This window comes from Paraburkholderia sp. 40, assembly GCF_050434105.1.
Classification (GTDB): Bacteria; Pseudomonadota; Gammaproteobacteria; order Burkholderiales; family Burkholderiaceae; genus Paraburkholderia; species Paraburkholderia tuberum.
Genome location: NZ_JBNPVY010000004.1, coordinates 4,011,198 through 4,034,156 on the forward strand (window position 1 = coordinate 4,011,198; position 22,959 = coordinate 4,034,156).

Here is a 22,959-nt window from a genome sequence, read left to right on the forward strand (position 1 = left end):
GGACAAAAAACGCAGGCAAAAAAAAGCCCGCTCAAGTGGAGCGGGCTGAATCCATATCAGGAGGAGACATGGAGGAGACAAGTACTAATATACACATCGGCTTGGTGCGACGCAATAACTTTTTAAGGGAAAACCCGATATCGTGCGAAATTGCCGCACTTTGAGGCAAAACGTCCGGCCGCAGGGCATTCCAAGGCGCTTCGGATTGCGATTTGCCGGGTTTGACCCCACTACAGGTACGGACAAACGCGTCCGAATGACAGAGCAAGATCCGGCGCGTACTGTGTAGCGTTCGGGCCTAGATTGATGAGCATCGACACTGCCTGCCCATCCGGGCCCCAGGACATCATGAACGCCACCACTCGCCATTCCGTCCCCATGCGCACCGCCGCCGACGTCGACACCACCCAGTGGCGCACCGACGACGAACGCTGGGACGCCGTCACGCACCGCGACCGCGATGCCGACGGCGCATTCTTCTACGCGGTCATGACGACCGGCGTGTTCTGCCGGCCGTCGTGCGCGTCGCGCCAGCCGCGCCGCGAAAACGTCGCTTTCTTCACCGATGCCGCCGCCGCGCGCGCCGCGGGCTTTCGCGATTGCAAGCGCTGCCAGCCCGGTGGTCTGCCGCGCGAGCTCGACATCGTCGCCAGGGCGTGCGCCGCGCTCGACGCCGATCCGCAGCAGCGCCTCACGCTCGCGCAACTGAGCGATGCCGTGCACGTGAGCCCGTTCCATTTGCAGCGCCTGTTCAAGCGCGTGGTCGGCGTCTCGCCGCGTCAGTACCAGGCCGCGCAGCGCGGCGCCGCGTTGCGCGATGCGCTGCAGGGCGGCGCCGACGTCACGCGCGCGACGCTCGACGCCGGTTTCGGCTCGCCGTCGCGAATGTACGACAGCGCGCCGGCCGAGCTCGGCATGGCGCCGTCCGCGTATCGCCGCAAGGGCGCGGGCCTGACGGTGCGCTATGCGAGCGCGCCGACCTCGCTCGGCTTCGTGCTGGTCGCCGCGACCGACAAGGGCATCTGCAAGATCGGTTTCGGCGACGACACCGCGCTGCTGATCGACGAATTGCGCGGCGAGTTCGCGAATGCCGAGCTGCGCGAAGACGCCAGCCGGCTCGCGCCGTTCATCGCGCAGATCGACGCGTATCTGCGCGGCACGCGCCAGGACTTCGAGTTGCCGCTCGATATCGCGTCGACCGCATTCAAGCAGCGCGTGTGGGATGCGCTGCGGCGGATCCCGTACGGCGAGACACGCAGCTATTCGCAGATCGCCGAGGCGGTCGGCTCGCCGCGGGCGGTGCGCGCCGTCGCGAGCGCATGCGCGACCAACCCGGTCGCGCTCGCGATTCCTTGCCATCGCGTCGTGCAGAAGGGCGGGGCGCTCGCCGGCTATCGCTGGGGGCTGCCGCGCAAGGCCGCGTTGCTCGACAATGAGGCGCAGCACGCAGGCGGCGTTTCAGCCAGCGACGCGCCCCGCCGCGACGCAAGCCGCACAGATGACTCCCACAACTCCCAACTGGATCACGCCGCTTGAGCACGCTTAACGAGGTTGCAACTCTCGAATTACCGTTCAAGGCACCGTTCGACTGGCCGCGGCTGCTGCGCTTTTTCAGCGGCCGCGCGACGCCTGGCGTCGAAGCCGTCGAGGACGGCGCGTATCGTCGCGCGATCGACTGGAACGCCGACAGCGGGACGCTCAGCGTGCGGCTGCATCCGCGCAAGCGCTGCATCGTCGCGAGCATCGAAGGGCCGGCGAGCCGCCACGCCGATGCACTCGCCGCGCCAATCGCAAGAATGTTCGATCTGCGCGCCGATCCAAAGAAGATCGCCGCCGGACTCGCGGCGGACCCGTGGCTCGCGCCGCTCGTCGCCGCGGTGCCCGGCCTGCGCGTGCCGGGCGCGTGGTCCGGCTTCGAACTGGTGGTGCGCGCGATCGTCGGTCAGCAGGTCAGCGTGAAGGCCGCGACGACCATCATCGGACGGCTCGTGCAGCGAGCGGGCGAACGCATCGACGGGCATCCGCACGAAAACACCGCGTGGCGTTTTCCGACGCCGGCCGCGCTCGCCGAAGTCGATCTCGCGCAGATCGGCATGCCGGGCAAACGCGTCGCCGCGTTGCAGGGCTTCGCGCGTGCGGTCGCGGGCGGCGACGTGCCGCTCGACAGCAGCGACACCGTCGACGCCGCGAGCCTGCGTGCCGCATTGCTCGCGCTCGCGGGCATCGGCCCATGGACCGTCGAATACGTCGCGATGCGTGCATGGCGCGATCCCGATGCATGGCCCGAGGCGGATCTCGTGCTGATGCAATCGATCTGCGCGCGCGATCCTTCGCTCGTACGGCCCGCGCAGCAGCGCAGCCGCACCGACGCGTGGCGGCCGTATCGCGCGTATGCCGCGATGCATCTGTGGAACGAGGTGGCGGATCGGGCGGGCGCTGCGCGCGGGGGATGAGCTGAGCGTCGTCGCGACGTGCCGATGCCGATGGCGTAGTTCAGCGCGACCTCGACGTGCCCGCTGAAACTCCGCCGAAGCGGCCGCAAGCGGCGGTTCTGGCGAGATGTTAAAGTGCCCGCTACTGAAAATTCCGCCGAACGTTGTCAGCCGCTATACCGTCTGTGAATCGTCTGGCGATACACGGCAACCGGCAACGCCCGACTTGCATCAATGCCAAACACCACACCTTCCTGCACGACCGACGCGCTTTCGCACCGCCTGTCCGTGCTCGGCTCGAGCCCGCAGCGCGATGTGCTGATACGCGGCCTGCGCGGCATCGAAAGGGAAAGCCTGCGCGTGACGCGCAACGGCCAGCTCGCGATGACGCCGCATCCGCGCGCGCTCGGCTCGGCGCTCACGCACCCGTCGCTGACGACCGACTACTCCGAGGCGCTGCTCGAGCTGATCACGCCGGCTGAGCAGGACGCCGCCGGAACCCTCGCGCAACTCGACGTGCTGCATCGTTTCGTCTACGCGGAGCTCGGCGACGAGATCCTGTGGAACAACTCAATGCCGGGACTGTTGCCCTCCACCGACGATGGCATTCCGATCGCGCACTACGGCACGTCGAACATCGGCAAGCTGAAGTACGTGTACCGCGTCGGCCTCGCGCTGCGCTATGGCCGCACGATGCAGTGCATCGCGGGCATCCACTACAACTATTCGCTGAGCGAAGACGTGTGGCGCCTGCTGCACGCCGATCAGCAATCCACCGCGAGCGCCGTCGACTTCCAGTCCGACCGCTACCTCGCGCTGATCCGCAATTTCCGCCGCACGAACTGGCTGCTAATGTATCTGTTCGGCGCGTCGCCGGCGCTCGATCGGCGCTTTCTCCGCGATCGCAAACACACGCTCGACACGTTCGACGCCGACACGCTGTACCGCCCGTACGCGACCAGCCTGCGCATGAGCGATCTCGGCTATTCGAACACGACCGCGCAAGCCGCGCTGCGCGCCGACTACGACACGCTGCCCGGCTATCTCGACGCGCTCGCGAAAGCCGTGAGCCAGCCGTATCCCGCCTACGAGCGGATCGGCACGCAACGCGACGGCGAGTGGGTGCAGATCAACACCAACGTGCTGCAGATCGAAAACGAGTTCTATTCGACGATTCGTCCGAAGCGCGTCACGTATCCGGGTGAGCGGCCGTTGCATGCGCTCGCCGCGCGCGGCGTGCAATACGTCGAAGTGCGTTGCATGGACATTGATCCGTTCGAGCCGGCCGGCATTTCGCTGGAAACGTCGCGCTTTCTCGACGCGTACCTGCTCGTGTGCGCGCTCGACGACAGCGCGTCCCTGCCTCCGCCTGCGTACACCGAAGCGAACCAGAACTTCGGCCGCGTGACGATGGAAGGCCGCAAGCCAGGCCTCGAACTGGTTCGCGACGGCAAGCCGGTCGCGATGATCGACTGGGCCGACGAACTGCTCGTGAAAATCGACGCCGCGGCGGCCGTGCTCGACAGCCTGAAGGGCGGCGACGAACACGCGCGCGCGGTCGCCGCGCAACGCGCGAAGCTCGCGGACGTGTCGCTGACGCCATCGGCGCGCGTGCTGCAAACGATGCGCGACCAGCAGCAAAGCTTCCTCGCGTTCGGCCTCGCGCAAAGCGAAGCGCACGCCGCGTACTTCCGTGCGCGTCCGCTCGATGCCGCGCAGTCCAAGGCGTTTGCCGACCTCGCGGTGCGATCGCTCGACGAACAGGCGAAGCTCGAACGCGACGAGGTTGGTTCGTTCGATGCGTTCGTCGCTGCGTATCGGGCCTATACGCTCAATCGCTTCAGCGTCTGAGCGTTCGGACCACAGCATCCCGGAAGTGCTTCAAGCGGCCCACGTGGCCGCTTTTTCTTTGCCCCGAGTAACGCGCAGGTAACCTCTACGGATTGAGCTCTTCAGGCGTCCGCGGAATCGGCAAATACTCCGCGCGACGTCGCGATTCTCTGATCTGGGTGAAACACCGCTTCGATGGGGTGGTCCAAAATCTTATGACATGCTCCACAGGGGAGGTATCGACGTGAAGAACAAAGCTCTGTTGGCCGCGCTGTGTCTCGTGGCGGCGACGGCATGCTCGACCCAGGGTCAGGTCGATCCCGATGTCATGCAGATCGCGACCAGGCCGTTGACGTGTTCGAACAAGGCCGAATGCGACCTCTGGTGGCAACGGGCGCAAACGTGGGTCGCGAGTCATTCGAAGTACAAGATCGAGACCGCTAACGACTCGCTGATCCAGACCGCCGGCCCGGACGGCGGCAAGCGCGCGCTCGCGTTTCAGATCACGCGCGCCGCAGGTCCCGATGGCACCACCACGATCGGCTTTTCGGCGCATTGCGACAGCTCGCTCGGCTGCAAGCCGAATCCGTGGGAAGCCGGTGCGGATTTCAAGCAGTATGTGAGAGGCACCACGGGCACAGCCGCCAGCGCGCCGCAAGGCAGCGCGACGCCATCGCAGAACGCGCCCGATGCGACGCATCCGGAGACGATGCCCCGTAACACGACCACGCTGCCGAATGGCGAGGCGATGTCGCAATAGATCGAGCGGTGGCCGCAGCGGCGATGCGTTCGCCGCTGCCGCGCGTTTGCTTCAGTGTCCTAATGAGGGCCCGGTGCCTTTGCGCGGCTTCGTGATCCACACGAGCACCGCCAGCACGATAAACGCCGCGCCCGAGATGCGGAAGAAGTCGTTGGTGGCCATCATGTACGCCTGACTCGTCACCACCTGGTTCAGCTGCGCGGTCAGGCTGTCGCCGGAGAGCCCGGCGCCCGCCAGCGCATTCGTATAGGCGTTGGTGTTCGCCGAATACGTGCTGACCGAATCTGCAAGCATCGCGTGGTGATAGATCGTGTCGTTTTCCCAGAACGTCGTGCTGATCGCGGTGCCGATCGCGCCCGACAATGTGCGGAAAAAGTTCGACAGACCCGACGCGCTTGCAAGACGCTCGTCGGACACGCTCGACAGCGTGATTGTCGTCATCGGCACGAAGAAGCAGGCGACGCCGATCCCCTGCACGAGCCGCGGCAGGATCACGTGGCCGAACGGCACGTCGAGCGTGAACGTCGAGTTCCAGAACGACACGATCGCGAACACGATGAACGCGAAGCTCGCGACCATGCGCAGATTCAGCCGATGCATGTTCTTGCCGATCATCGGCGACAGAAACAGCGCGAGCAATCCGACCGGTGCCGTGGCGAGACCCGCGAGGCCGGCCGTATAGCCCATCACCGTTTGCAGCCATAGCGGGAAGATCACCACCGAGCCGAAGAACGCCATGAAGCCGAACGAGACGATCACGACGCCGAGCGCGAAGTTGCGATCCTTGAACAGCGACAGGTCGACGATCGGCTCCTTCTCGGTCAACTCCCACACGAGCAGGAACGCGATCGACACGAGCGCGATCACGGCGAGCGCCACGATGAACGTCGAGTTGAACCAGTCGCGGTCCTTGCCGAGGTCGAGCATCATCTGCAGACACGACACGCCGGTCACGAGCAGCACGAGGCCCACCGCGTCGATGCGCTGGCGCGTCGTCTGCGTCTCGCGGCCACGCAGCAGCAGATACGCGCAGAACGCCGAAAACAGGCCGATCGGCACGTTGATGTAGAAGATCCACGGCCACGTGAAGTTATCGGTGATGTAGCCGCCCATCACCGGGCCGAAGATCGGCGCGCAGATCACGGTCATCGCCCATAAGCCGAGCGCGAGTCCACGTTTGGCGGGCGGGTAGGAGCGCATCAGGATCGTCTGCGACAGCGGCACCATCGGCCCGGACACGAGCCCTTGCACGAGCCGGAATGCGATCAGCGATTCGAAGTTGTGCGCGAAACCGCAGGCCGCCGACGCGATCGTGAACAGCAGCACGGACAGCGTGAAAAGTCGTACCTCGCCGACGCGTCGCGCGAGCCAGCCGGTCAGCGGCACAGCGATCGCCGAGGCGACCGAGTACGACGAGATCACCCAGGTGCCCTGGCTTGCGGCGACGCCGAGGCTGCCGGAAATGGTCGGCACCGCGACGTTCGCGATCGAGGTGTCGAGCACCTCCATGAAGGTGCCGAGCGCAAGGCCGACGGTCAGCAGCGCGAGCGTGCCGCCCTTGAGCGGGGCGAGTTCTGCTGCGGGCAGCGTGGCGTTGGAAGCCGTGGCATCCATAGGTTTGTTCTCCTCAGGCGGCGAAAGCTTGTCGCGGCAGCCTTATCGCGTGCTTCAGATACGTTGCTTGCATGCCGCATCACCCTCTGCCCAGACAGATATCTAATGACAATGACGCCTTGGAAAAGCGCCTCGTGATTGTCCTGCTAGTACTTCGTGATGACGCGCCGCCGCCATCCGACGACGACCGTTGTTTGACGCATGCTTCGGCTCATCCCGGCAGCTCGTCCGGCGGTGGCGCCGGTCCGCAACCCACGTCGGCGCCTCCCTCGGGACCGTTTGCGATGAAACGGGCGAGCAGGTGAATCAGCGTCGCGTGCTCCTCGGCGGTAAAGCCGCGCAACTGGTCGTTCAGCACAGTTGCGCCGAGGTTCGGCAACTGGCGCGCGGCCTCGTGGCCCTGCTGCGTCAGCTCAAGTTTCACCATGCGTCGGTCGTCGCTGCTGCGCGTGCGCACGACGAAGCCCTTCTTTTCCAGCCGGTCGAGCAGACGCGTCATCGAGCCGCTGTCGTACGACATCGCGCGCGACAGTTCGAATGGCGTGCTCGCGCGCCGCGACGACAGCATCAGAATCACGCCGATCTGCTGCGCGGTGAGCCCGAGCGGCTTGACCGCACGGTCCGTGCGCTCGACCAGTACATTGCGCGCTTTCGTCAGGTAGTAGCCGAGACTGCTCGTGAGCTCGACCTCGTCCGCTTTGTAGGGGCCATCAGTCATGGGGTATCCGCAACATCCAGGCAAGACGAAGTTTAGCTGCCTAAGCAGACAAGTCAAATCGCATTTTGCGGTGCGCAACGAGGCCAACCGAAATACAACACTCGAATCATTTGCGCCGCACAGTATCTTGAAATTTGATTGCATAGTCAATATTATGACAAGCAATGAGTTTCGCGCGTCCTGCGCCATTCGAGACCATGTTCTGACCGATCGACCGCACGCCGCCCGCCTCGCGACGCGCGCCAAAGGATTTCCCCGATGCTGTACCTCAAAAACACGCTTGGCGGCCTCAGCCGCTCACTGACCGATTCCGCACTCCTTACCTTCCAGGGCCGACACCGCTGGTGGAAGCTCGCGCTGTTTGCGGGACTGTTCGTGCTGCCGGGTGGGTCGGTGGGTGTCGCGTTGCTCGCTTGGGCCGAGCATCGAAGGGGCACGAAGCGGGCGAGAAAAGGCAGCGTTGGGGGCGCGGAATCCAGCGAGATCGTGCTGCCTAAGGAAAGCTTCGTGATAAAGGCGGGAAACGTCGTCCCCGCGACGGCCAACAGCGGTAACGCTTGCCTCGCGCCAGGCGGTGCGTCGTGCCGGGCCTCCGCTGGCAAGCTCGCGTGCCAGCGTCAACGCCAGCAGACCCAATCCACGGAATCGCGGCTCTGAAGGTGCACCGATGGTGCACCGATTCGCAGCGCGCTTTTCGGCACACAGTTTCGCTTCGTCTCGCCATCTGAACCACCGCGAACCTGCAGCCTCTCGCGCCGCCGGTAACAACGCGTAACCATCGCGTCACCGCAAGTAACACAACTGCGCACGGCCTCGCATTAACCTTTCGGCTTTCAGTTTCCCGCGCTCGCGCGGGCTCATACGCTAACATTCCGGCAGACCACGATCTCGCCCGGCCGGTGGCGCCATTCCCCGGCGGCATTGCGGCGTCCAGAAGGAATTCATTGCATGCAGTCTGATCGAATGTCGCGGGCGCTTGCGCCGCGCGTCCTGTCCCTTGCCGTGAGCGCGGCCTGCGCGACGCTCCTGGCCGCCTGCGCGGTCGGTCCGAACTATCAGCGGCCGGCCACCGAGATCCCCGCGTCGTTCAAGGAAGCCGCGCCCGGCTGGAAAGTCGCCGAACCCGCCGATCAACACGACCGCGGCGACTGGTGGGCGATCTACGAAGACCCGAAGCTCAACGAACTCGAATACAAGCTCAACACCGCGAACCAGACCATCGCGCAATTCGCCGCGAGCTACCGGCAGGCGCGCGCGCTCGTCGGCGAAGCGCGGGCAGCGTACTTCCCGACGATCGGTGCGTCGGCGGGCGCGACGCGCTCGGGCAACGGCACGCAAACCAGTGGCAACGCGACTACGGCGACCAGTCGCGAGGGCATCACCAACAGCTTCAACGTCCAGATGACGGCGAGCTGGGAGCCCGACCTGTGGGGCTCGGTCACGCGCTCGGTCAACGCGCAGAAAGCCGGCCAGCAGGGCGCGGCCGCCGACCTCGCGAACGCGCGCCTGTCCGCCCAGGCGACGCTCGCGCAGACCTACTTCCTGCTGCGCGCGCTCGACTCCACGCAGAAGCTGCTCGACGACACCGTGATCGCCTATCAGCGCTCGCTGCAACTCACGCAGAATCAGTACGCGGCCGGCGTCGCCGCGCGCTCGGACGTGATCCAGGCGCAAACGCAGCTGCAATCGGCGCAGGCCGCCGCGATCGACAACGGCATCCAGCGCGCGCAGGACGAGCACGCGATCGCGGTGCTGGTCGGCGTGCCCGCGTCGATGTTCTCCCTGCCGCCGATGCCGCTCACCGCGACGCCGCCCGCCGTGCCTGCGCAGATGCCCTCCGCGCTGCTCGAACGCAGGCCGGATATCGCATCGGCGGAACGCAAGGCCGCGGCGGCGAACGAGCAGATCGGCGTGGCGATCGCCGCCTTCTTCCCGTCGCTGACACTGTCGGCAACCGGCGGCTTCGAGAACTCGGTGTTCTCGCAATTGTTGACGTTGCCGTCGCGCTTCTGGACGCTCGGCCCGCAACTGGCCGGGACGATCTTCGACGCCGGCCTGCGCAAAGCGCAAACCGAGGCCGCGCGTGCCACCTATGACGCTGATGTCGCGACCTATCGGCAGACGGTGCTCGCCGCGTTCCAGGACGTCGAGGACAACCTCGCGTCGCTGCGCATCCTCGAACAGGAAATCGTCGTGCAGCGGCAGGCGGTCGACTCGGCGCGCCAGGCGCTCGCCATCGTGACGAACGAGTACAAGGCGGGTACGGTCGGCTTCGTCAATGTGCTGACCGCGCAGACCACGGCTTTCACGGCCGAACAGAAGCTCGAGAATATCGCCGGGCAGCGGATGGTGTCGTCGGTGGGGCTCGTGAAGGCGCTCGGCGGCAGCTGGGACGCGTCGCAGATGAATCGCGAGACCGGCGATGTCGCGGCGCCCGCGCCGCTGCCGGCATCGGCGCCGAGGGCTGCGGCCACGTCAGTCGGCGCGCCGTCCATCGCACAGAGCACCGCGTCGGGCACAGACGCGCCGCAAGCGCGGGTGCAGAGCAAATAATGTCCGCTGCGCTCGCCGCGCAGCAACGCCACAAAACAGAAGAGGCATGGTCGCAACTCGCGGCCATGCCTCTTTTTTCATCGCGCCACGCGCGCGAAACACGCGCCTCGGCACACATCAGCGCACGTCAGCCTCAACTCAGTGCACGAACGTCAGCGCCACCGTATCCGGCCCGCTAGGCCGGCCAAGCAGATTCAGCAGGCCGGCGAGGTTATCGTGCTGTTCCGGCGCGGCGCTCGCCGTGCCATGAAACGACGTCGATGCGGCCGACACCGTGCCGCTGCCGGTCAGCGTCAACGGACCCTTGATCGTGCTCAGATCGAGCGCCGACGACGAGCCCTGCGCCTGAAACCTGACCCGGTACGACCCGAGCGGCTTCACGAGCGACACCCGCGAGCTGACGTCGTCGAGCATCATCGTCAGCTGGCCGAACGCTTCGCCGTTGAAACTGCGCGAGTCGGACCACGACAGCTGCACGTTGCCCTGCAGATCAAGCGTGTTGAATGGCGCGCCAAGCCCCGCGAGCAGCGACGCCGGCACCGCGAGCACGCCCGGCGTGACGGTTGCGCCGCGCGGCGTCACTTCGACCGTGACCGGGTCGGGCATCGCCTCGCTATGGCGCATGACCATGCGCACGCGTCCGGTGAAAAGCGGCCAGAACGCCGTGCGCCATTCGATCCGACCAGGCAGCAGCGTCGCCGCGCTCATATCGGCGCCGGCGGCCAGCATCACGGTCGCCGAGCCGTGCCACAGCGAGCCCTCGGCGTCGACGAGATTGACGTGCCCGTGCGTTTGCCGCGCGAACTGCGGCGTAATCCAGGCGGCCGGCAGTAACGCGAGCGTCACGGCCGCCATCGACAAAACGGCGACCGCCAGCCACGGTAGCGCCGCACGCAGGCGCCACATCCAGTAATTCATGCGAGATCCTGTAGCGAGCGGCGCGTTGTTATTTCGCGGTCGACGGTTGCAGCGCGACCGTCAGATCGACCTGGCCGTCGTCTTTCAACGCGGTGATGTGCGCCTCGGAGACCTGCACCTTGAACTGCTTGCGCACGTCATCGACCCACGCGGTCCAGGCCGGAAACGCCACGTTTTTCATTTGCACCTGCACCGCGTTGCCGACGAACTGCACCTGCGTCGCGGCGAGGCCATGTTCGCCGAGCGATGCGGAAAGCGCGTCCTTCAGCGCCGCGCCGGTCGGCGCGACACCTTGCGCGGCCGCCGACAGCGAGCGCGCCTCGTGCGACTGCGCAGTCATCTGCGCGAGCTGCCGCTGCAGGCTGGGCAGCGATTCACGCAGGTGCGCGCGGCCCTCCTGCGCGGGCGCCCACAGCACCGACCACGCAATCGCCACGGCGAGCGCGGCGCCGCCCCACGTCAGCAGCGCCTTTTCGCGATCGGTGCGCTGGTCCCAGAAGCCAGCCCATGTTTGAGCGAGTTCAGCTTTCATTGTCCGTTCCTGATGGTCCACTTGCCGGTACTGCTGTCGATCGCGCCGGTAAGGCCGTTGCGCGCGAGGCGCTTGGCGAAGTCGGGGTCGACCTTGACCGCGGGTTTGAAGGTCACGTCGAGGCGGTGCTCGTGATAGTCGAGCGCGGCAATGCCGTTGACCGGCAGCGGCGACAGCGAGCGCGCGAGGCCGTCGGCGAGCGACAGGAAGTCCTCCGGCGACAGCTCGCCCGCCGCCACGCGCAGCTGTTGCACCTGACGCGCCATCTGATCGGGCGCGTCGAGTACGACGGTCGTCTTCGGGAACGTATTGAGCAGCAGCTCCGTCATCTGCGTGTTGATCGCGTCACGCTGACGCGCAAGCATCAGCCACTGCACGTTCGCGCCGATGATCGCGACGACGAGCGCGGCGACCGCGAGCACGATCGGCAGACGCAGACGCCGCAGCGTCGCGCGATCGAGGCGCCACGGCTGCGACGCGAATTCGAACTGGCACAGGTCGAAGCGGCATTCGAGCGCGCGCCGCGCGAGCTGCTCGAACGGCAGCGGACTCGCGCCGTGAATATGCGAGGCGAGCCGCGCGGGACTCGTCGTGGGTTGGTTCGGCTCGTTGCCGGGCACCTCGGTCAGCATGTACAGCGACACCGGCGCCGCACCCGCTAGCGCGGACAGCGTCGCGTTCACCGCATCGGCCGGCGCCGCGAAACCCTCGCCCTGGACACCGCGTGCAATCGCCAGTTCGACGCGCGGCACGCCGCTGTCGAGCGCGCCTTCGACGAGCAGGGCGGGTGCGGTCTGCACGACCGCACCGAGCACCGCGGCCACCATCGGCACGATGGACGGCGCTTCGGGCGCGACTACCGGCGCGACGCCCGGTAGCGACGTCGCGACGCTCGCCGCGCCGGCCATCGCCGGCTCGCGCACTTCGGCTGTTTCATCGGCGTTCGCGGCAATTTCGGTCACCGGCGCCAGCGGCAGGCAACGCGTGACCGGCACCGCGCGCAGACTGCGATGACCGGCCGCCGTGAACGCCTCACAGATGAAACGGAACCAGCCGCGATCAATGACCGCGAGCAGGTGCCGACCTTCACCAAGCCCCTGCGGATCGACCGCGATATGGCAGGTCTGCGGGTCCTGGATCAGTTGATCCTCGACGATATTGGGCAGCGCCTGGCGCAGCTTCGGGCCACGCAGCGGCGGCAGCGTCGCGGGCATCAGCAGCAGGTCGCGCGCGGCGAGCATCAGCACCGTCGTGCCGGCGCGCGGCAGCAGCGCGAGTGCCGAGCGGCCGGCGCGCTGCGTGCGCCCCGTCTTGTCGAGCAGCACGAACGGCAGCTCGGGCAGTTGCCATTCCTGCGAGGGCACCGCCGGATCACGCGGCGGCAATAGGACGATCAGCGTGCTCAAAGGCCACTCTCTCTATGGATTGCGTTGTTCATAGTTGGTCTTGTACCCGCACGATACGCGTGGTGTGAGTCAGCGGATCGCGATAGACGAGCGTCGTGCGATCCACTTCGGCGCGCTCGTGCTGCACACTGCCGTGGACTAAAAAGTAGCTCGAATTGACGTCGAACTGGTTCGGATCGATCGACACCGACTGCACACCGGCGGCGGTCAGCGCGAGCTGCACGTCGCCGGCGTTGCGGAAAAACACGGTCTGGCGCCGCGCCACGAGTGCTTGCGCCTGCGACACGGTCATGCCCGGCACCACCGCCGCGATCACTTCGGCCGACGCGGTGTTCATGTTGATCGCGGTGGTCGTAGGCAGCACGGTGACGAACGGCCGCAGCTTCGCGACGATCTCCGGCGTGTAGCCCGGAATATCGAGCAGCGAATCGACGCTCGTCATCAGCAGCGGCGCGACCGCCACGTTGTCCTCGCCGTCCTCGATGCCGGGCTGGTTCGTGAAGTTGCCGCCCGTCATACCGCCGCCGCCAGCCACCTGCGGCGTGCTGCTGATCGACGTGCCGGTCTGAAAGCGCGTCGCCGATTGCGACAGCCCCGCGCGCACGTGCAGCGCGGTCACTTTGGCGAGCTGCCCGCTCAGGCCGAGCGACACCAGCAGGCGCTGATACGCGGCCATCTGCTCGGCGCTGATTTGCGTCACCCCGGGCGCCGGACTTGCGACCAGATTGCGCAGATTGAATCGGGACTGCGCGTCCTCGATCGAGCCCGACAGGTAGGTGGCCGCGCCTTGCTCAGCGCGTACCTCGCCAATCTGGCCGAGAAAATCCGACAGCCGGGTTTTCGCGATCGGCACACCCCACAAGCCGCCCAGATACGTGATGCCAGCCGACGTATCGCCTTCGGAGCGCAAAATCAGCCGGGTCCAGTCGAGCGCGCCGCGCGCGACCCATTGCGCCTGCGACAACAGCCGCTGATTCTCGATGCGCCGGATTTGTACCTGCTGGCGCCACAACATGCCGGACACGAGGATCGCCGACAGCGCGACGACGAGCAGCGCGCTGATGATGGCCGCACCGCGCTCCCGTGCGCCGGCCACGCGCGAACCGGATGCCGACTTTTTCGACGACGACGAGGAGAACGTCATGTCATTCTCCGACCAGAAAAACGCGCGTGACCGGCCGCGCGAGCGATGTTGCGCCGATGCTGACCTCGAGCCCCGTCACCGAGCGTGGCATCGGCGCGTTGCCGAGCTGCGGCACCTTCAGGTTGTTGACGGCCTCGGTCATCGCGGTCTGTACGTCGTTCATCCGTATGGTCCAGCCGAGCTTCGGCACGTACATGCGCGCCGAGATCGAGCCGACGCCACCCATCAGCGGCACCGCGCTCCAGTCTTCGTCGCTGCCGTGCAACGCGCGCCGCAATTCGCCGACGTTGCCGAGCGGCGGCGACGCGTAGCGCACCACGCGGCCGTTCGAGATCTGATAGCGCACCACCTGCAGACGCGGCGCGGTGGCCGGCAGCACCATGTGCCGCACGATCTGCAGCGCGTTGCCGGACACCGAGACCGCGGCCTGGCCTGATTCGTCGTCGCTGGCGGCCTGGCGTGCGTCGATGCGCATCTGGTCGAACAGCTGCGCGAACACGCGTTCGTCTTCCATCGCGTTCGTGATCGTCGTGCGGCCGCGGATGATCTGATCGAGCCCGCGCCATGACAGCACGGCGATCACCGCGAGGATCGCGATCGCGACCAGCAGTTCGATCAGCGTGAAGCCGCGCGCGCCATAACGGCGGCGGCGCTCACAGCGAGCGGTTGTTTTCATTCGCGACCACCGTGACCATCTGCGCGAGATTGCCGGACTGCCCAGGCATCGTCACCATCACTTCGACACGGCGAAACACCGGATTCGGCGTCGCCGTCACATGCTCGGTACAGCGCAGTTGCAGATTGCCTTGCGAGCAATCGAAGCTCGTTGAGCCGATGCTGGGCCATGCACGCTTCAGATGAAGGTCCGCGAGCGCGTTGTCCGCGCTCCAGCCGGCGAGCAGACGCCGGTGCAGATCGGCTTCGCCGCTCGCGAGACTGCCGACCGCGCGCAGCGACGCGGCAAGCGCGATCGCGATGATGGCGAGCGCGACCAGCACCTCGATCATCGTGAAGCCACGCTCCTCGCGGCACCCGACATCGCGCATCATGAAGAGGGAAGGGGCACGGACCGAACTGCCATAGCGAAGCATCCGCATCTCAGCGCACCTCGTAGCGGCCATTGCCGGTACCGACGATCGTCGCCTGGCCGGCCGCCGAAAACAGCGTGACCTGCACCGGCACGTCGATCGCCTCGGTACCGAACACGATGCGATCGGCGTTCGAATCCGAGCCGGGGTAACTGATCGCGACACTGGTCACGCCGCCTTCCCACTGACGCGGTCCGAGCAGATCGTCGCGCAGCGGACGCCAGCCGTCCTGGGTGCGCTGATCGAAACGGAAGCCGCCCTCGAACGGCTGCCACGCGATCGGCCGCGCGCGCACCTGCGCTTCATCGCCAGCCGATTCGAACAGCAACGCGAGACGCTGCGCTTCCTCGTTCAGATCGGTGCGCGGATTGCGGGTCATCGTGACCGCGGTCAGCGACACGAGCAGGCCCGCGATCACGAGCACGACCATCATTTCGAGCAGCGTGAAGCCTGCCGCGCGGCGGCGCAGGCGGGAGCGCGGCCGCGAAGCCGTACACGGAGTGTCCACACGGGACTTGCAAGCGGACGTGCGCATAGTGCCGGCCATCGACGATCAACGGAAATTCATACAGCAATGCATCGGTGAAGCACGCACGCTTGCACGCGCCGCGAACATAACGGCGTGGCGGGCAGGGCGCCTGGCGAAACAAGCGGCCGAACCGGTGGCAAGGAGGGCGCGTGCATGAACATCATCGGGTCTGGTGGGATGCCAGGTTCAGCCTGTTCATTGCCAGGACCCGACGTCGGAGTCGTTGCCTTCGCCGCCCGGTTTGCCATCGGCGCCGTAGCTGAACACATCGATCTCGCCGTGCACACCGGGATTCAGGTACTGGTACGCATTGCCCCACGGATCGTTCGGCAGACGCTCGAGATAGCCGCCTTCCTTCCAGTTGTTCGGCACCGGGTCGGTGGACGGCTTTTCGATCAGTGCGTGCAGGCCTTGCTCCTGGGTCGGATAGCGGCCGTTGTCGAGGCGATAGAGCTTCAACGCCTGCATCACGGTGCCGATGTCCTGCTTCGCGGCAACGCGCCGCGCTTCGTCTGGACGGCTCATGATCTTCGGCACGATCAGCGCGGCGAGAATGCCGAGAATGGCGATCACGACCATGATTTCGATCAGCGTGAAACCGCGTTGACGACGGCCGCGCGAACCCGCGTTGTCAGCGCGGCGAATGGTCGACAGTTGCATAGGTTGCTACCTCTTTTCAGGTGAAATTTTCGGTCCGGGTTATCAGATTGAACACGCCGGGCCGTCATTTTAATGTCATGCAGTTGAAGGGTTTCAACCCACCGCGATTTTCACAATAGTCCGTACAATGTGCGCATGAACGCCATCCAAATCCGCCTCCTGTCGCTCGCGCTGTTCGCCGCTTTCTGCGCGACGCTGACCTACTGGGTCATCACGCTCATCACGATGTCCGGCGCGCCGTTGCCGGCTGCGGCAGCGCATGCGCAGGTCTCGACCGATCAGGCCGCGACGCTATTCGGCGGACAGCTCACGCGCAACGTCAATCAGGACATCCATCTCTTCGGCATCCTCGCGTTGAGCGAAGGCGCCGCGGCGATCGTCAGCGTCGGTGGCGAGCCGCCGCGCGCGGTGTCGCTCGGCAGCACGCTGATGCAAGGCACCAGGCTCTCCGAAGTCCGCGCCCGCTCGATCATCATCGACCGCAATGGCGCCCATTCGGAAATCTTCCTCCCCGCCAACTCCAGCGGTCCCACCATTTACGTGCGCTGAAACCCGAAGCGGTTGCGCGGCTGATACCGCCCGCCGCGCAAATCCTTTCTCTTGCTTCCTCGCGCTACGACGACTACTACTGCACGAGGTTGTTCAGTTCGATGATCGGCAGCATCACCGCGAGCACGATCACCAGCACCACGCCCCCCATCGCCAGGATCAGCAGCGGCTCCAGCAGGCTCGTCAGGAACATCGTGCGACGCTCCAGCTCGCGCGCTTCGCCATCGGCCGCGCGATCGAGCATCGTCGTCACGTCGCCGGTCGCTTCGCCCGAGCGGATCAGGTGCACGAGCACCGGCGGAAACGTCTTTGTGTTGCCTAGCGCGCGCGACAGCGACGTACCTTCGCGCACTCGCACGATCGCGTCGTCGATGTTCTCGCGCATCGCATTGTTGCTGAGCGTTTCGGCCGCGGCTTGCAGCGCGCGCAGAATCGGCACGCCCGCCGCGGTCAGAATGCCGAGCGTGCTAGCGAAGCGGACCGTGTTATAGCCGCGCACGAGCTTGCCGATCAGCGGCGCGGTCAGCAGCCAGCGGTCGAAGGCGAGCCGTGGGCCCGGTTGCCTGAGCGTCGCGCGCACCAGATAGACGACCACGATCGCGCCGATCAGCATCGCCCACCACCAGTGCCGCACGAAGCCGGACAGCGCCATCATCACGATCGTCAGAAACGGCAGTTGCTGCTTGGTGCTCGCGAACACGTTGACGACTTGCGGCACCACATAGCTGAGCAGGAACGTGACGATGCCGAACGCGATGATCGTGACGATCGTCGGATACGTGAACGCCAGCACGATCTTCTGCTTCAGTGCATTGCGCTGCTCGATGTAGTCGGCGAGCCGCGACAGCACCAGGCCGAGCTTGCCCGTGTGTTCGCCGGCCGCGACGAGCGCCCGGTAGATCTCGGGGAAGTCCTTCGGATGCTGCTGCAGCGCATTCGCGAGCGAATGACCGCCGAGCACTTCGGCGCGAATCGCCGCCATCAGCTCGCGGATGTAGTCGCGCTCCGACTGCTCGGTGAGCACCGCGAGCGCTTCGTCGAGCGGCAGACCCGCGATCAGCAGACTCGCGAGCTGCCGCGTCAGAATGGCCTGCTCGCGCTGCGACAGACGACGCCCGAGCGCGAGCCGTTGATTGCGCTCGCCGCGCGTACGCGACGCCGCCGGTTCGACGACGAGCGGGGTGAGTCCCTGCGAGCGCAGGTTGGTGCGCGCGCCGCGCGCACTGTCGGCGTCGAGCACGCCTTTTTGTGCCTTGCCCGCCGCGTCGATCGCTTCGAAACGGAATGCCGGCATGCGCTTATGCTCCGCCCGTCACGCGAATCACTTCTTCGAGCGACGTCAGTCCCGATGCGAGCCAGCGCTCCGAATCCTCGCGCAGCGTGCGCATGCCGTGCGCGCGGCCCGCTTCGAGAATTTCGGCGTCCGCCGCGTTGCGGTGGATCAGCGCACGGATCGTTTCATCGATCAGCAGCAGCTCGTAGACGCCGCGCCGTCCCGCGTAACCGGATTGGCCACAACGGTCACAGCCGACCGGATGCCAGCGCTTGCTGCCGTCCTCTTCCGTGCGCTCTTCGCGACACACCGGGCACAGCCGCCGCACGAGCCGCTGCGCGAGCACGCCGAGCAGCGACGACGCGAGCAGATACGGCTCGACGCCCATGTCGGTCAGACGCGTGACCGCGGATGCCGCGTCGTTCGTGTGCAGCGTCGCGAGCACCAGGTGGCCGGTCAGCGACGCTTGCACCGCGATCTGCGCGGTTTCGAGGTCGCGGATTTCACCGATCATGATGACGTCCGGATCCTGACGCAGAATCGAGCGCAACGCGCGCGCGAAGCTCATGCCGATCCGCTCGTTGACCTGGGTCTGGCCGATGCCGGACAGGTCGTATTCGATCGGGTCTTCCACCGTCATGATGTTGGTGGTCGCCGTCTCCAGTCGCGACAGCGACGCATACAGCGTCGTGGTCTTGCCGGAGCCGGTCGGGCCCGTCACGAGCACGATGCCGTGCGGCTTGCCGATCAGCTTGTCGAACTTGCCGAGCGTGTCGGATGCCATGCCCAGCGCTTCGAGATTCAGTCGCGCCGCGTCTTTTTCAAGCAGCCGCAGCACCGCGCGCTCGCCGTGGCCGGTGGGCAGCGTCGATACGCGCACGTCGACCGGACGACCGCCGACGCGCAGCGTAATGCGGCCGTCCTGCGGCAGACGTTTCTCCGCGATGTCGAGCTGCGCCATGATCTTGATCCGCGAGATCAGCGCGCCGTGCAGCGCTTTTTTCGGCCGCACCACGTCGCGCAGCGTGCCGTCGACGCGAAAGCGCACCACGGACGCATTCTCGAACGGCTCGATATGAATATCCGATGCCTGTTCGCGCGCCGCTTGCGTGAGCAGCGCGTTGATCATGCGAATGATCGGCGCGTCGTCTTCCGATTCGAGCAGATCCTCGACCTCGGGAATGTCCTGCATCAGACGCGACAGATCGACTTCGCCTTCCACTTCACCGACCACCTGCGCGGCGCTGCCGTCCTGGCGCGCATAGGCCTGGTTGATCGCCTGCGCGAGATCGTCGGCGGGCACGCGCACGACCGATACCGTGCCGTAGTTGCGCGCGACTTCGGCAAGCGCGGCTTCGCTCGTGCGCTCGCTGATCCAGACTTCGAGGCTATCGGCATACTGATGCGCGACCAGGATCTGGCCGCTGCGCGCGAAACCGTACGGCACGAGCCGGGCGGCGAGCGGCGAAGGCGCCGCGCGCTCGCCGGCGGCGGCGTCGCCGTTCAACAGACCTTGCGATGGCGCGGTTTGCGCGGGCATCTGCGTCACGGACGCGCTCCCGGCGATACCGTACTCGGCACCACGCCGCTGGCCGGATCGACGACCGCCGGTTGCGGCACGGTTTGCGGCATCGTTTGCGGCACGGGTTGCGTCGTGGGCTGCGCGTTGGCTTGCGGCACGGCCTGCGGCGGTACCTGTTGAGGCACCTGTTGCGGTGCCCGCTGCGGCATCATCTGCTGGCGGCGCATCTGGTTCAGATCGAACAGGTTCAGCGCCGGCACACCGCCCTGGCTCGGGCCGAGCGGCATCGGCGGCAAGACCGGATCGTCGTGATCCTTCATGATGTTGTTGTCCGAACGGTACGCACCCTGCATGCCCTGGACGTAGTCGTAGCGGTTCGCCGTGACGGCCTGGGTGGTGTCGTGATCGGCGAGAATGACCGGGCGCAGGAATACCATCAGGTTAGTCTTGTCGCGCGTCTTTTGCTCGGAGCGGAACAGCTGGCCCAGCCACGGAATGTCGCCGAGCAGCGGCACCTTGCTGTTGCTGACCTGGTAGTTGTCCTGCATCAGGCCGCCGAGCACGATGATCTCGCCGTTATCGCACAGCACGGTCGACTGGATCGAACGCTTCGTGAATTCCGGGCCCGCCGGGTTCGTCGCCGCGTTGTTCGTACCGTTCACGATCGCCGAATCTTCCGTGTAAAGCTGCAGCTTCAGGATGCCGCCGTCGGTAATCTGCGGCTTCACGTGCAGCGTCAGACCGACGTCGACACGGTCGAACGTGTTGAACGCCGCGCTCGTCGTGCCGCTCGTCAGGTTCGAGTACGAACCGGTCTGGATCGGCACGTTGGTACCGACGATAATCTTCGCTTCTTCGTTGTCGAGCGTGATCAGGTTCGGCGTGGACAGCACGTTCGCGTCGGCGGTCTGCGACAGCGCCTGCAGCAGCGCGCCGAGACCCTGCACGCCGAAAATGTTGTGGATCCAGCCAACGTTCAGGCCCTGTTGCAAGTTCTGGGCGCCCAGTGCCGTAGCGAGACCGCCGGTCGAGCCGGCAGCGGCCGCGGCCGCCGTCAGGTTGACGATGCTGTTGCCCGAGCCAGTCGACAGGTTGGTACCGGCATACAAGTTACCGTTCGCGACCTGCCACTGAATCCCGAGGTTGCCGGCCGTATTCGAGTTCAGCTCGACGAGCAGCGCCTCGATATACACCTGCGCGCGACGTGCATCGAGCTGGTCGATCACCGCGCGCAAGTTGCGGTACGTCGCTTCGGGCGCCGTGATGATCAGCGAGTTGGTTGCGGGATCAGCCGTGATCATGCCGCCGCCCTGGTCTTCGCTCTTCTCCTTCTCTCCGCCGAGAAAGCCGCCACTACTACTATTCGAGCCCGAGGCGCCACCGCCCAACGGCGAGTTCATCGAGCTGCCGCCGAGTCCGCCTGACGGCAACGGTGGCGTGCCCGACGTGCCCGTCGAATTGCTGGCGTTCGACAGACCGCCGCCACCACCACCACCACTGCTGTTCTGGTTGAACGAGTTCGCCTCGTTCGAGCCGCCCGACGAGCCTTCGCCGCCGCCCTTGCCGAGCATGTTGCGCAGCGTGCGCGCGAGCTTCGTCGCGTCCGCGTTGCGCAGCGGCACGACGTGAATGTTGCCCGGCATCGTGGTCGGCACGTCGAGCTGTTTCGCGAGCTCCTTTGCCGCCGCGAGACGTGCGGTGTTCGACGCGCGCATCAGTAGCGAGTTGGTGCGCGGATCCGACGCGATCGACACCTTCAGCGTCGCGTCCGTACTGCCTATCGAGCCCGGATCGAGCATCTTGTTCATCTGCTGCGCGATGTCGATCGCATTCGCATTCTTCAGCGGCACGACCGCCACCGACTGGCCTGCCGCGCTATCGATGCCCGCGATGATCTGCGCGATGCGCCGCACGTTGTCGGCGTAGTCGGTGACGACGATCGTATTGTTGGCGGGGTAGGCCGCGACGGTGTTGTTCGGCGAAATCAGCGGACGCAGTACCGGCAGCAGGTTGTTGGCCGATTCGTTCCTCAGCGTGAAGACCTGCGTGACGACCTGGTCGCCGCGCGCCGTCGGCGCGTTGCCAACGTAGGTCGGCACGCCTTGCAGCTTGGCGTCGGCCTCCGGCACCACTTTCAGCACGCCGTGATCCTGCACGAGCGCGAAGCCCTGCATGCGCAGCGCGGACTGCAGGGTTTTGAGCGCCTGATCCTCGGGTACCGCGTTTTCGGACACGAGGTTCAGTTGCCCCTTCACCCGCGGATCGACGATGATCGTCTTGCCGGTCGCCGCGCCGATCGCCTTGGCGACCTGGTCGATGTCGGCGTTGACGAAGTTGAGTGTCACCTCTGCCTGTGCTGTCTGCGCGGTGATCAGTCCAGCCACCAGCAGCGCCGTTGCCACGCGACGCAAAGCCATACAATTTCTTCTCATGGAATGTGATATCGATGCCGGCAGCCTCTGCCACCGACGGTCATGCGATGCGGACCTGGCAGCAAAGTACCGCCCGGTCGGTCTGTGAGCCGGCCCCAAAAGCGAGTTTCGCTTCGAGCTCCAGCGTCCCGACGTCCGAAAAAAACGAACAGTAACAGCTTTTCATGTCGGATTTGAAACAAAACAATGGGCCTCATGCGAATCCTTAGGGATCGCAGGGTTGTTATTAAATTGAAAGCTAACCGGCACCGTACACAGACGCCATTACCCGGCTTTGTACGGTCTTATGTCGGTTAGCCAACTTGACGAAGGTCGGACTGCCGGTATGATACGAGCCGTTCGACTCACTGCTACGTGTTTGCTGACGCGGGTTTTTCCCCGATGCTCGACAAATGCCCGGCCAGCTTGCCGTTGCGGCCGAAACGCGGCCGGCAAACTGCCTTACCGATTCTTACCTCGGGTTTATCCAGTCCTGTTGACCGATGAAACGTCCGCTCGTCACCGTCGCCGCCATGCTCGCGCTGCTCGTCGCAGCCGGCTCCGCGCGCGCCGACTGCTTCGACGAAGCGGCGAAGTATCAGAAGGTCAACCCATTGATTTTACGGGCTATCGCGTGGCAGGAGTCGCACAACCGGCCGGATGCGCAGCACAAGAACGCGAACGGCTCGACCGACTACGGTGTGATGCAGATCAATTCGGTGCATCTGCCGGTGCTCGCCCAGTACGGGATCTCGCAGGGCACGCTGATGGAGCCGTGCAAGAACGTTTATATCGCGGCGTGGCATCTGCGCCGCCAGATGAACAGATACGGCAATACCTGGCAGGCGGTCGGAGCATACCACTCTGAGACGCCGGCGTTGCGGGACAAATACGCGCAACAGATCGCCGCGATTCTACGCAGCTGGAAGTTGATGCCCGCGCGGTAGGCTTCTCCAGCGCTGTCGCTCGCGCAGGCCGCGCCCGTTTTAATGCACAATGCGGCTTCATGCTGCTGTCGCG

The 22,959-nt window shown here is 65.7% G+C and carries 21 protein-coding genes; 8 read left to right on the forward strand and 13 right to left on the reverse strand.

Annotated features, from left to right (window positions below; all coding sequences use genetic code 11):
- Positions 1–348 precede the first annotated feature (348 nt).
- The 4 genes from ada to OKW28_RS40535 all read left to right on the forward strand — a co-directional run bounded on the left by ada (position 349) and on the right by OKW28_RS40535 (position 5,022).
- Entirely contained in the window at positions 349–1,536 is a 1,188-nt protein-coding gene (gene ada / locus OKW28_RS40520) for a bifunctional DNA-binding transcriptional regulator/O6-methylguanine-DNA methyltransferase Ada (protein ID WP_429453740.1), read from the forward strand.
- Positions 1,533–2,453, forward strand: coding sequence for a DNA-3-methyladenine glycosylase family protein (locus tag OKW28_RS40525; RefSeq protein ID WP_429453742.1), 921 nt, complete (start codon positions 1,533–1,535; stop codon positions 2,451–2,453). Before ada ends, OKW28_RS40525 begins: the two co-directional genes overlap by 4 nt.
- A 213-nt stretch (positions 2,454–2,666) precedes the next feature.
- Positions 2,667–4,283, forward strand: a complete 1,617-nt coding sequence (gshA, locus tag OKW28_RS40530) for a glutamate--cysteine ligase (protein ID WP_429453744.1) — start codon at positions 2,667–2,669, stop codon at positions 4,281–4,283.
- A gap of 223 nt (positions 4,284–4,506) precedes the next feature.
- On the forward strand, positions 4,507–5,022 hold the full coding sequence (locus tag OKW28_RS40535) for a hypothetical protein (protein ID WP_429453746.1): 516 nt from the start codon (positions 4,507–4,509) through the stop codon (positions 5,020–5,022).
- A 51-nt stretch (positions 5,023–5,073) separates the two neighbouring features.
- Here OKW28_RS40535 and OKW28_RS40540 read toward each other — a convergent pair whose 3' ends face one another.
- Positions 5,074–6,636, reverse strand: coding sequence for a DHA2 family efflux MFS transporter permease subunit (locus OKW28_RS40540; protein ID WP_429453748.1), 1,563 nt, complete (start codon positions 6,634–6,636; stop codon positions 5,074–5,076).
- A gap of 211 nt (positions 6,637–6,847) precedes the next feature.
- On the reverse strand, positions 6,848–7,354 hold the full coding sequence (locus OKW28_RS40545; RefSeq protein WP_429453750.1) for a MarR family winged helix-turn-helix transcriptional regulator: 507 nt from the start codon (positions 7,352–7,354) through the stop codon (positions 6,848–6,850).
- Positions 7,355–7,612: 258 nt separating this feature from the next.
- Between OKW28_RS40545 and OKW28_RS40550 the strand changes: the two genes are divergently transcribed.
- The gene (locus OKW28_RS40550) at positions 7,613–8,011 is read left to right on the forward strand and encodes a hypothetical protein (RefSeq protein ID WP_429453752.1); all 399 of its coding nucleotides are present in this window, start codon (positions 7,613–7,615) and stop codon (positions 8,009–8,011) included.
- 291 nt (positions 8,012–8,302) lie between these two features.
- Positions 8,303–9,907 (forward strand): efflux transporter outer membrane subunit, encoded by a 1,605-nt coding sequence (locus OKW28_RS40555; RefSeq protein ID WP_429453754.1) that lies wholly within the window; start codon positions 8,303–8,305, stop codon positions 9,905–9,907.
- A gap of 138 nt (positions 9,908–10,045) precedes the next feature.
- Here the strand turns inward: OKW28_RS40555 and OKW28_RS40560 are convergent, their stop codons facing one another.
- From OKW28_RS40560 to gspG, 8 genes are all read right to left on the reverse strand, one after another.
- Entirely contained in the window at positions 10,046–10,825 is a 780-nt protein-coding gene (locus tag OKW28_RS40560; RefSeq protein ID WP_429453756.1) for a type II secretion system protein N, read from the reverse strand.
- 28 nt (positions 10,826–10,853) lie between these two features.
- Complete coding sequence (locus OKW28_RS40565) at positions 10,854–11,357, reverse strand: type II secretion system protein M (protein WP_429453758.1); 504 nt, start codon at positions 11,355–11,357, stop codon at positions 10,854–10,856.
- Positions 11,354–12,763 carry a type II secretion system protein GspL gene (gspL, locus tag OKW28_RS40570; RefSeq protein ID WP_429453760.1) on the reverse strand — a complete coding sequence of 470 codons (1,410 nt, stop codon included), beginning with the start codon at positions 12,761–12,763 and terminating at the stop codon, positions 11,354–11,356. The genes OKW28_RS40565 and gspL overlap by 4 nt, the downstream gene beginning before the upstream one ends.
- A gap of 28 nt (positions 12,764–12,791) precedes the next feature.
- Positions 12,792–13,907, reverse strand: a complete 1,116-nt coding sequence (gspK, locus tag OKW28_RS40575; RefSeq protein WP_429453762.1) for a type II secretion system minor pseudopilin GspK — start codon at positions 13,905–13,907, stop codon at positions 12,792–12,794.
- Position 13,908: 1 nt separating this feature from the next.
- A complete protein-coding gene (locus OKW28_RS40580; RefSeq protein WP_429453764.1) occupies positions 13,909–14,583 on the reverse strand; it encodes a PulJ/GspJ family protein in 675 nt (224 codons plus the stop codon).
- Positions 14,561–14,953 (reverse strand): type II secretion system minor pseudopilin GspI, encoded by a 393-nt coding sequence (gspI, locus tag OKW28_RS40585; RefSeq protein WP_429454623.1) that lies wholly within the window; start codon positions 14,951–14,953, stop codon positions 14,561–14,563. The genes OKW28_RS40580 and gspI overlap by 23 nt, the downstream gene beginning before the upstream one ends.
- Before the next feature lie 52 nt (positions 14,954–15,005).
- Positions 15,006–15,542 carry a GspH/FimT family pseudopilin gene (locus OKW28_RS40590; RefSeq protein ID WP_429453766.1) on the reverse strand — a complete coding sequence of 179 codons (537 nt, stop codon included), beginning with the start codon at positions 15,540–15,542 and terminating at the stop codon, positions 15,006–15,008.
- A 177-nt stretch (positions 15,543–15,719) separates the two neighbouring features.
- On the reverse strand, positions 15,720–16,184 hold the full coding sequence (gene gspG / locus OKW28_RS40595) for a type II secretion system major pseudopilin GspG (protein WP_429453768.1): 465 nt from the start codon (positions 16,182–16,184) through the stop codon (positions 15,720–15,722).
- Positions 16,185–16,319: 135 nt separating this feature from the next.
- On the opposite strand from gspG, the gene OKW28_RS40600 reads away from it, so the two are divergent.
- The gene (locus tag OKW28_RS40600) at positions 16,320–16,733 is read left to right on the forward strand and encodes a type II secretion system protein N (protein ID WP_429453770.1); all 414 of its coding nucleotides are present in this window, start codon (positions 16,320–16,322) and stop codon (positions 16,731–16,733) included.
- A gap of 76 nt (positions 16,734–16,809) precedes the next feature.
- Here the strand turns inward: OKW28_RS40600 and gspF are convergent, their stop codons facing one another.
- From gspF to gspD, 3 genes are read right to left on the reverse strand one after another with little or no spacing between them, the layout of a single operon-like run.
- A complete protein-coding gene (gene gspF, locus OKW28_RS40605; RefSeq protein WP_184036826.1) occupies positions 16,810–18,027 on the reverse strand; it encodes a type II secretion system inner membrane protein GspF in 1,218 nt (405 codons plus the stop codon).
- Between the two features lie 4 nt (positions 18,028–18,031).
- Positions 18,032–19,546: a type II secretion system ATPase GspE gene (gene gspE / locus OKW28_RS40610; RefSeq protein ID WP_429454625.1), complete on the reverse strand. Its 1,515-nt coding sequence runs from the start codon at positions 19,544–19,546 to the stop codon at positions 18,032–18,034.
- A 5-nt stretch (positions 19,547–19,551) separates the two neighbouring features.
- On the reverse strand, positions 19,552–21,945 hold the full coding sequence (gene gspD / locus OKW28_RS40615) for a type II secretion system secretin GspD (protein ID WP_429453772.1): 2,394 nt from the start codon (positions 21,943–21,945) through the stop codon (positions 19,552–19,554).
- 497 nt (positions 21,946–22,442) lie between these two features.
- Between gspD and OKW28_RS40620 the strand changes: the two genes are divergently transcribed.
- Positions 22,443–22,886, forward strand: a complete 444-nt coding sequence (locus tag OKW28_RS40620) for a lytic transglycosylase domain-containing protein (protein ID WP_429453774.1) — start codon at positions 22,443–22,445, stop codon at positions 22,884–22,886.
- The last annotated feature ends 73 nt before the right edge of the window (positions 22,887–22,959 follow it).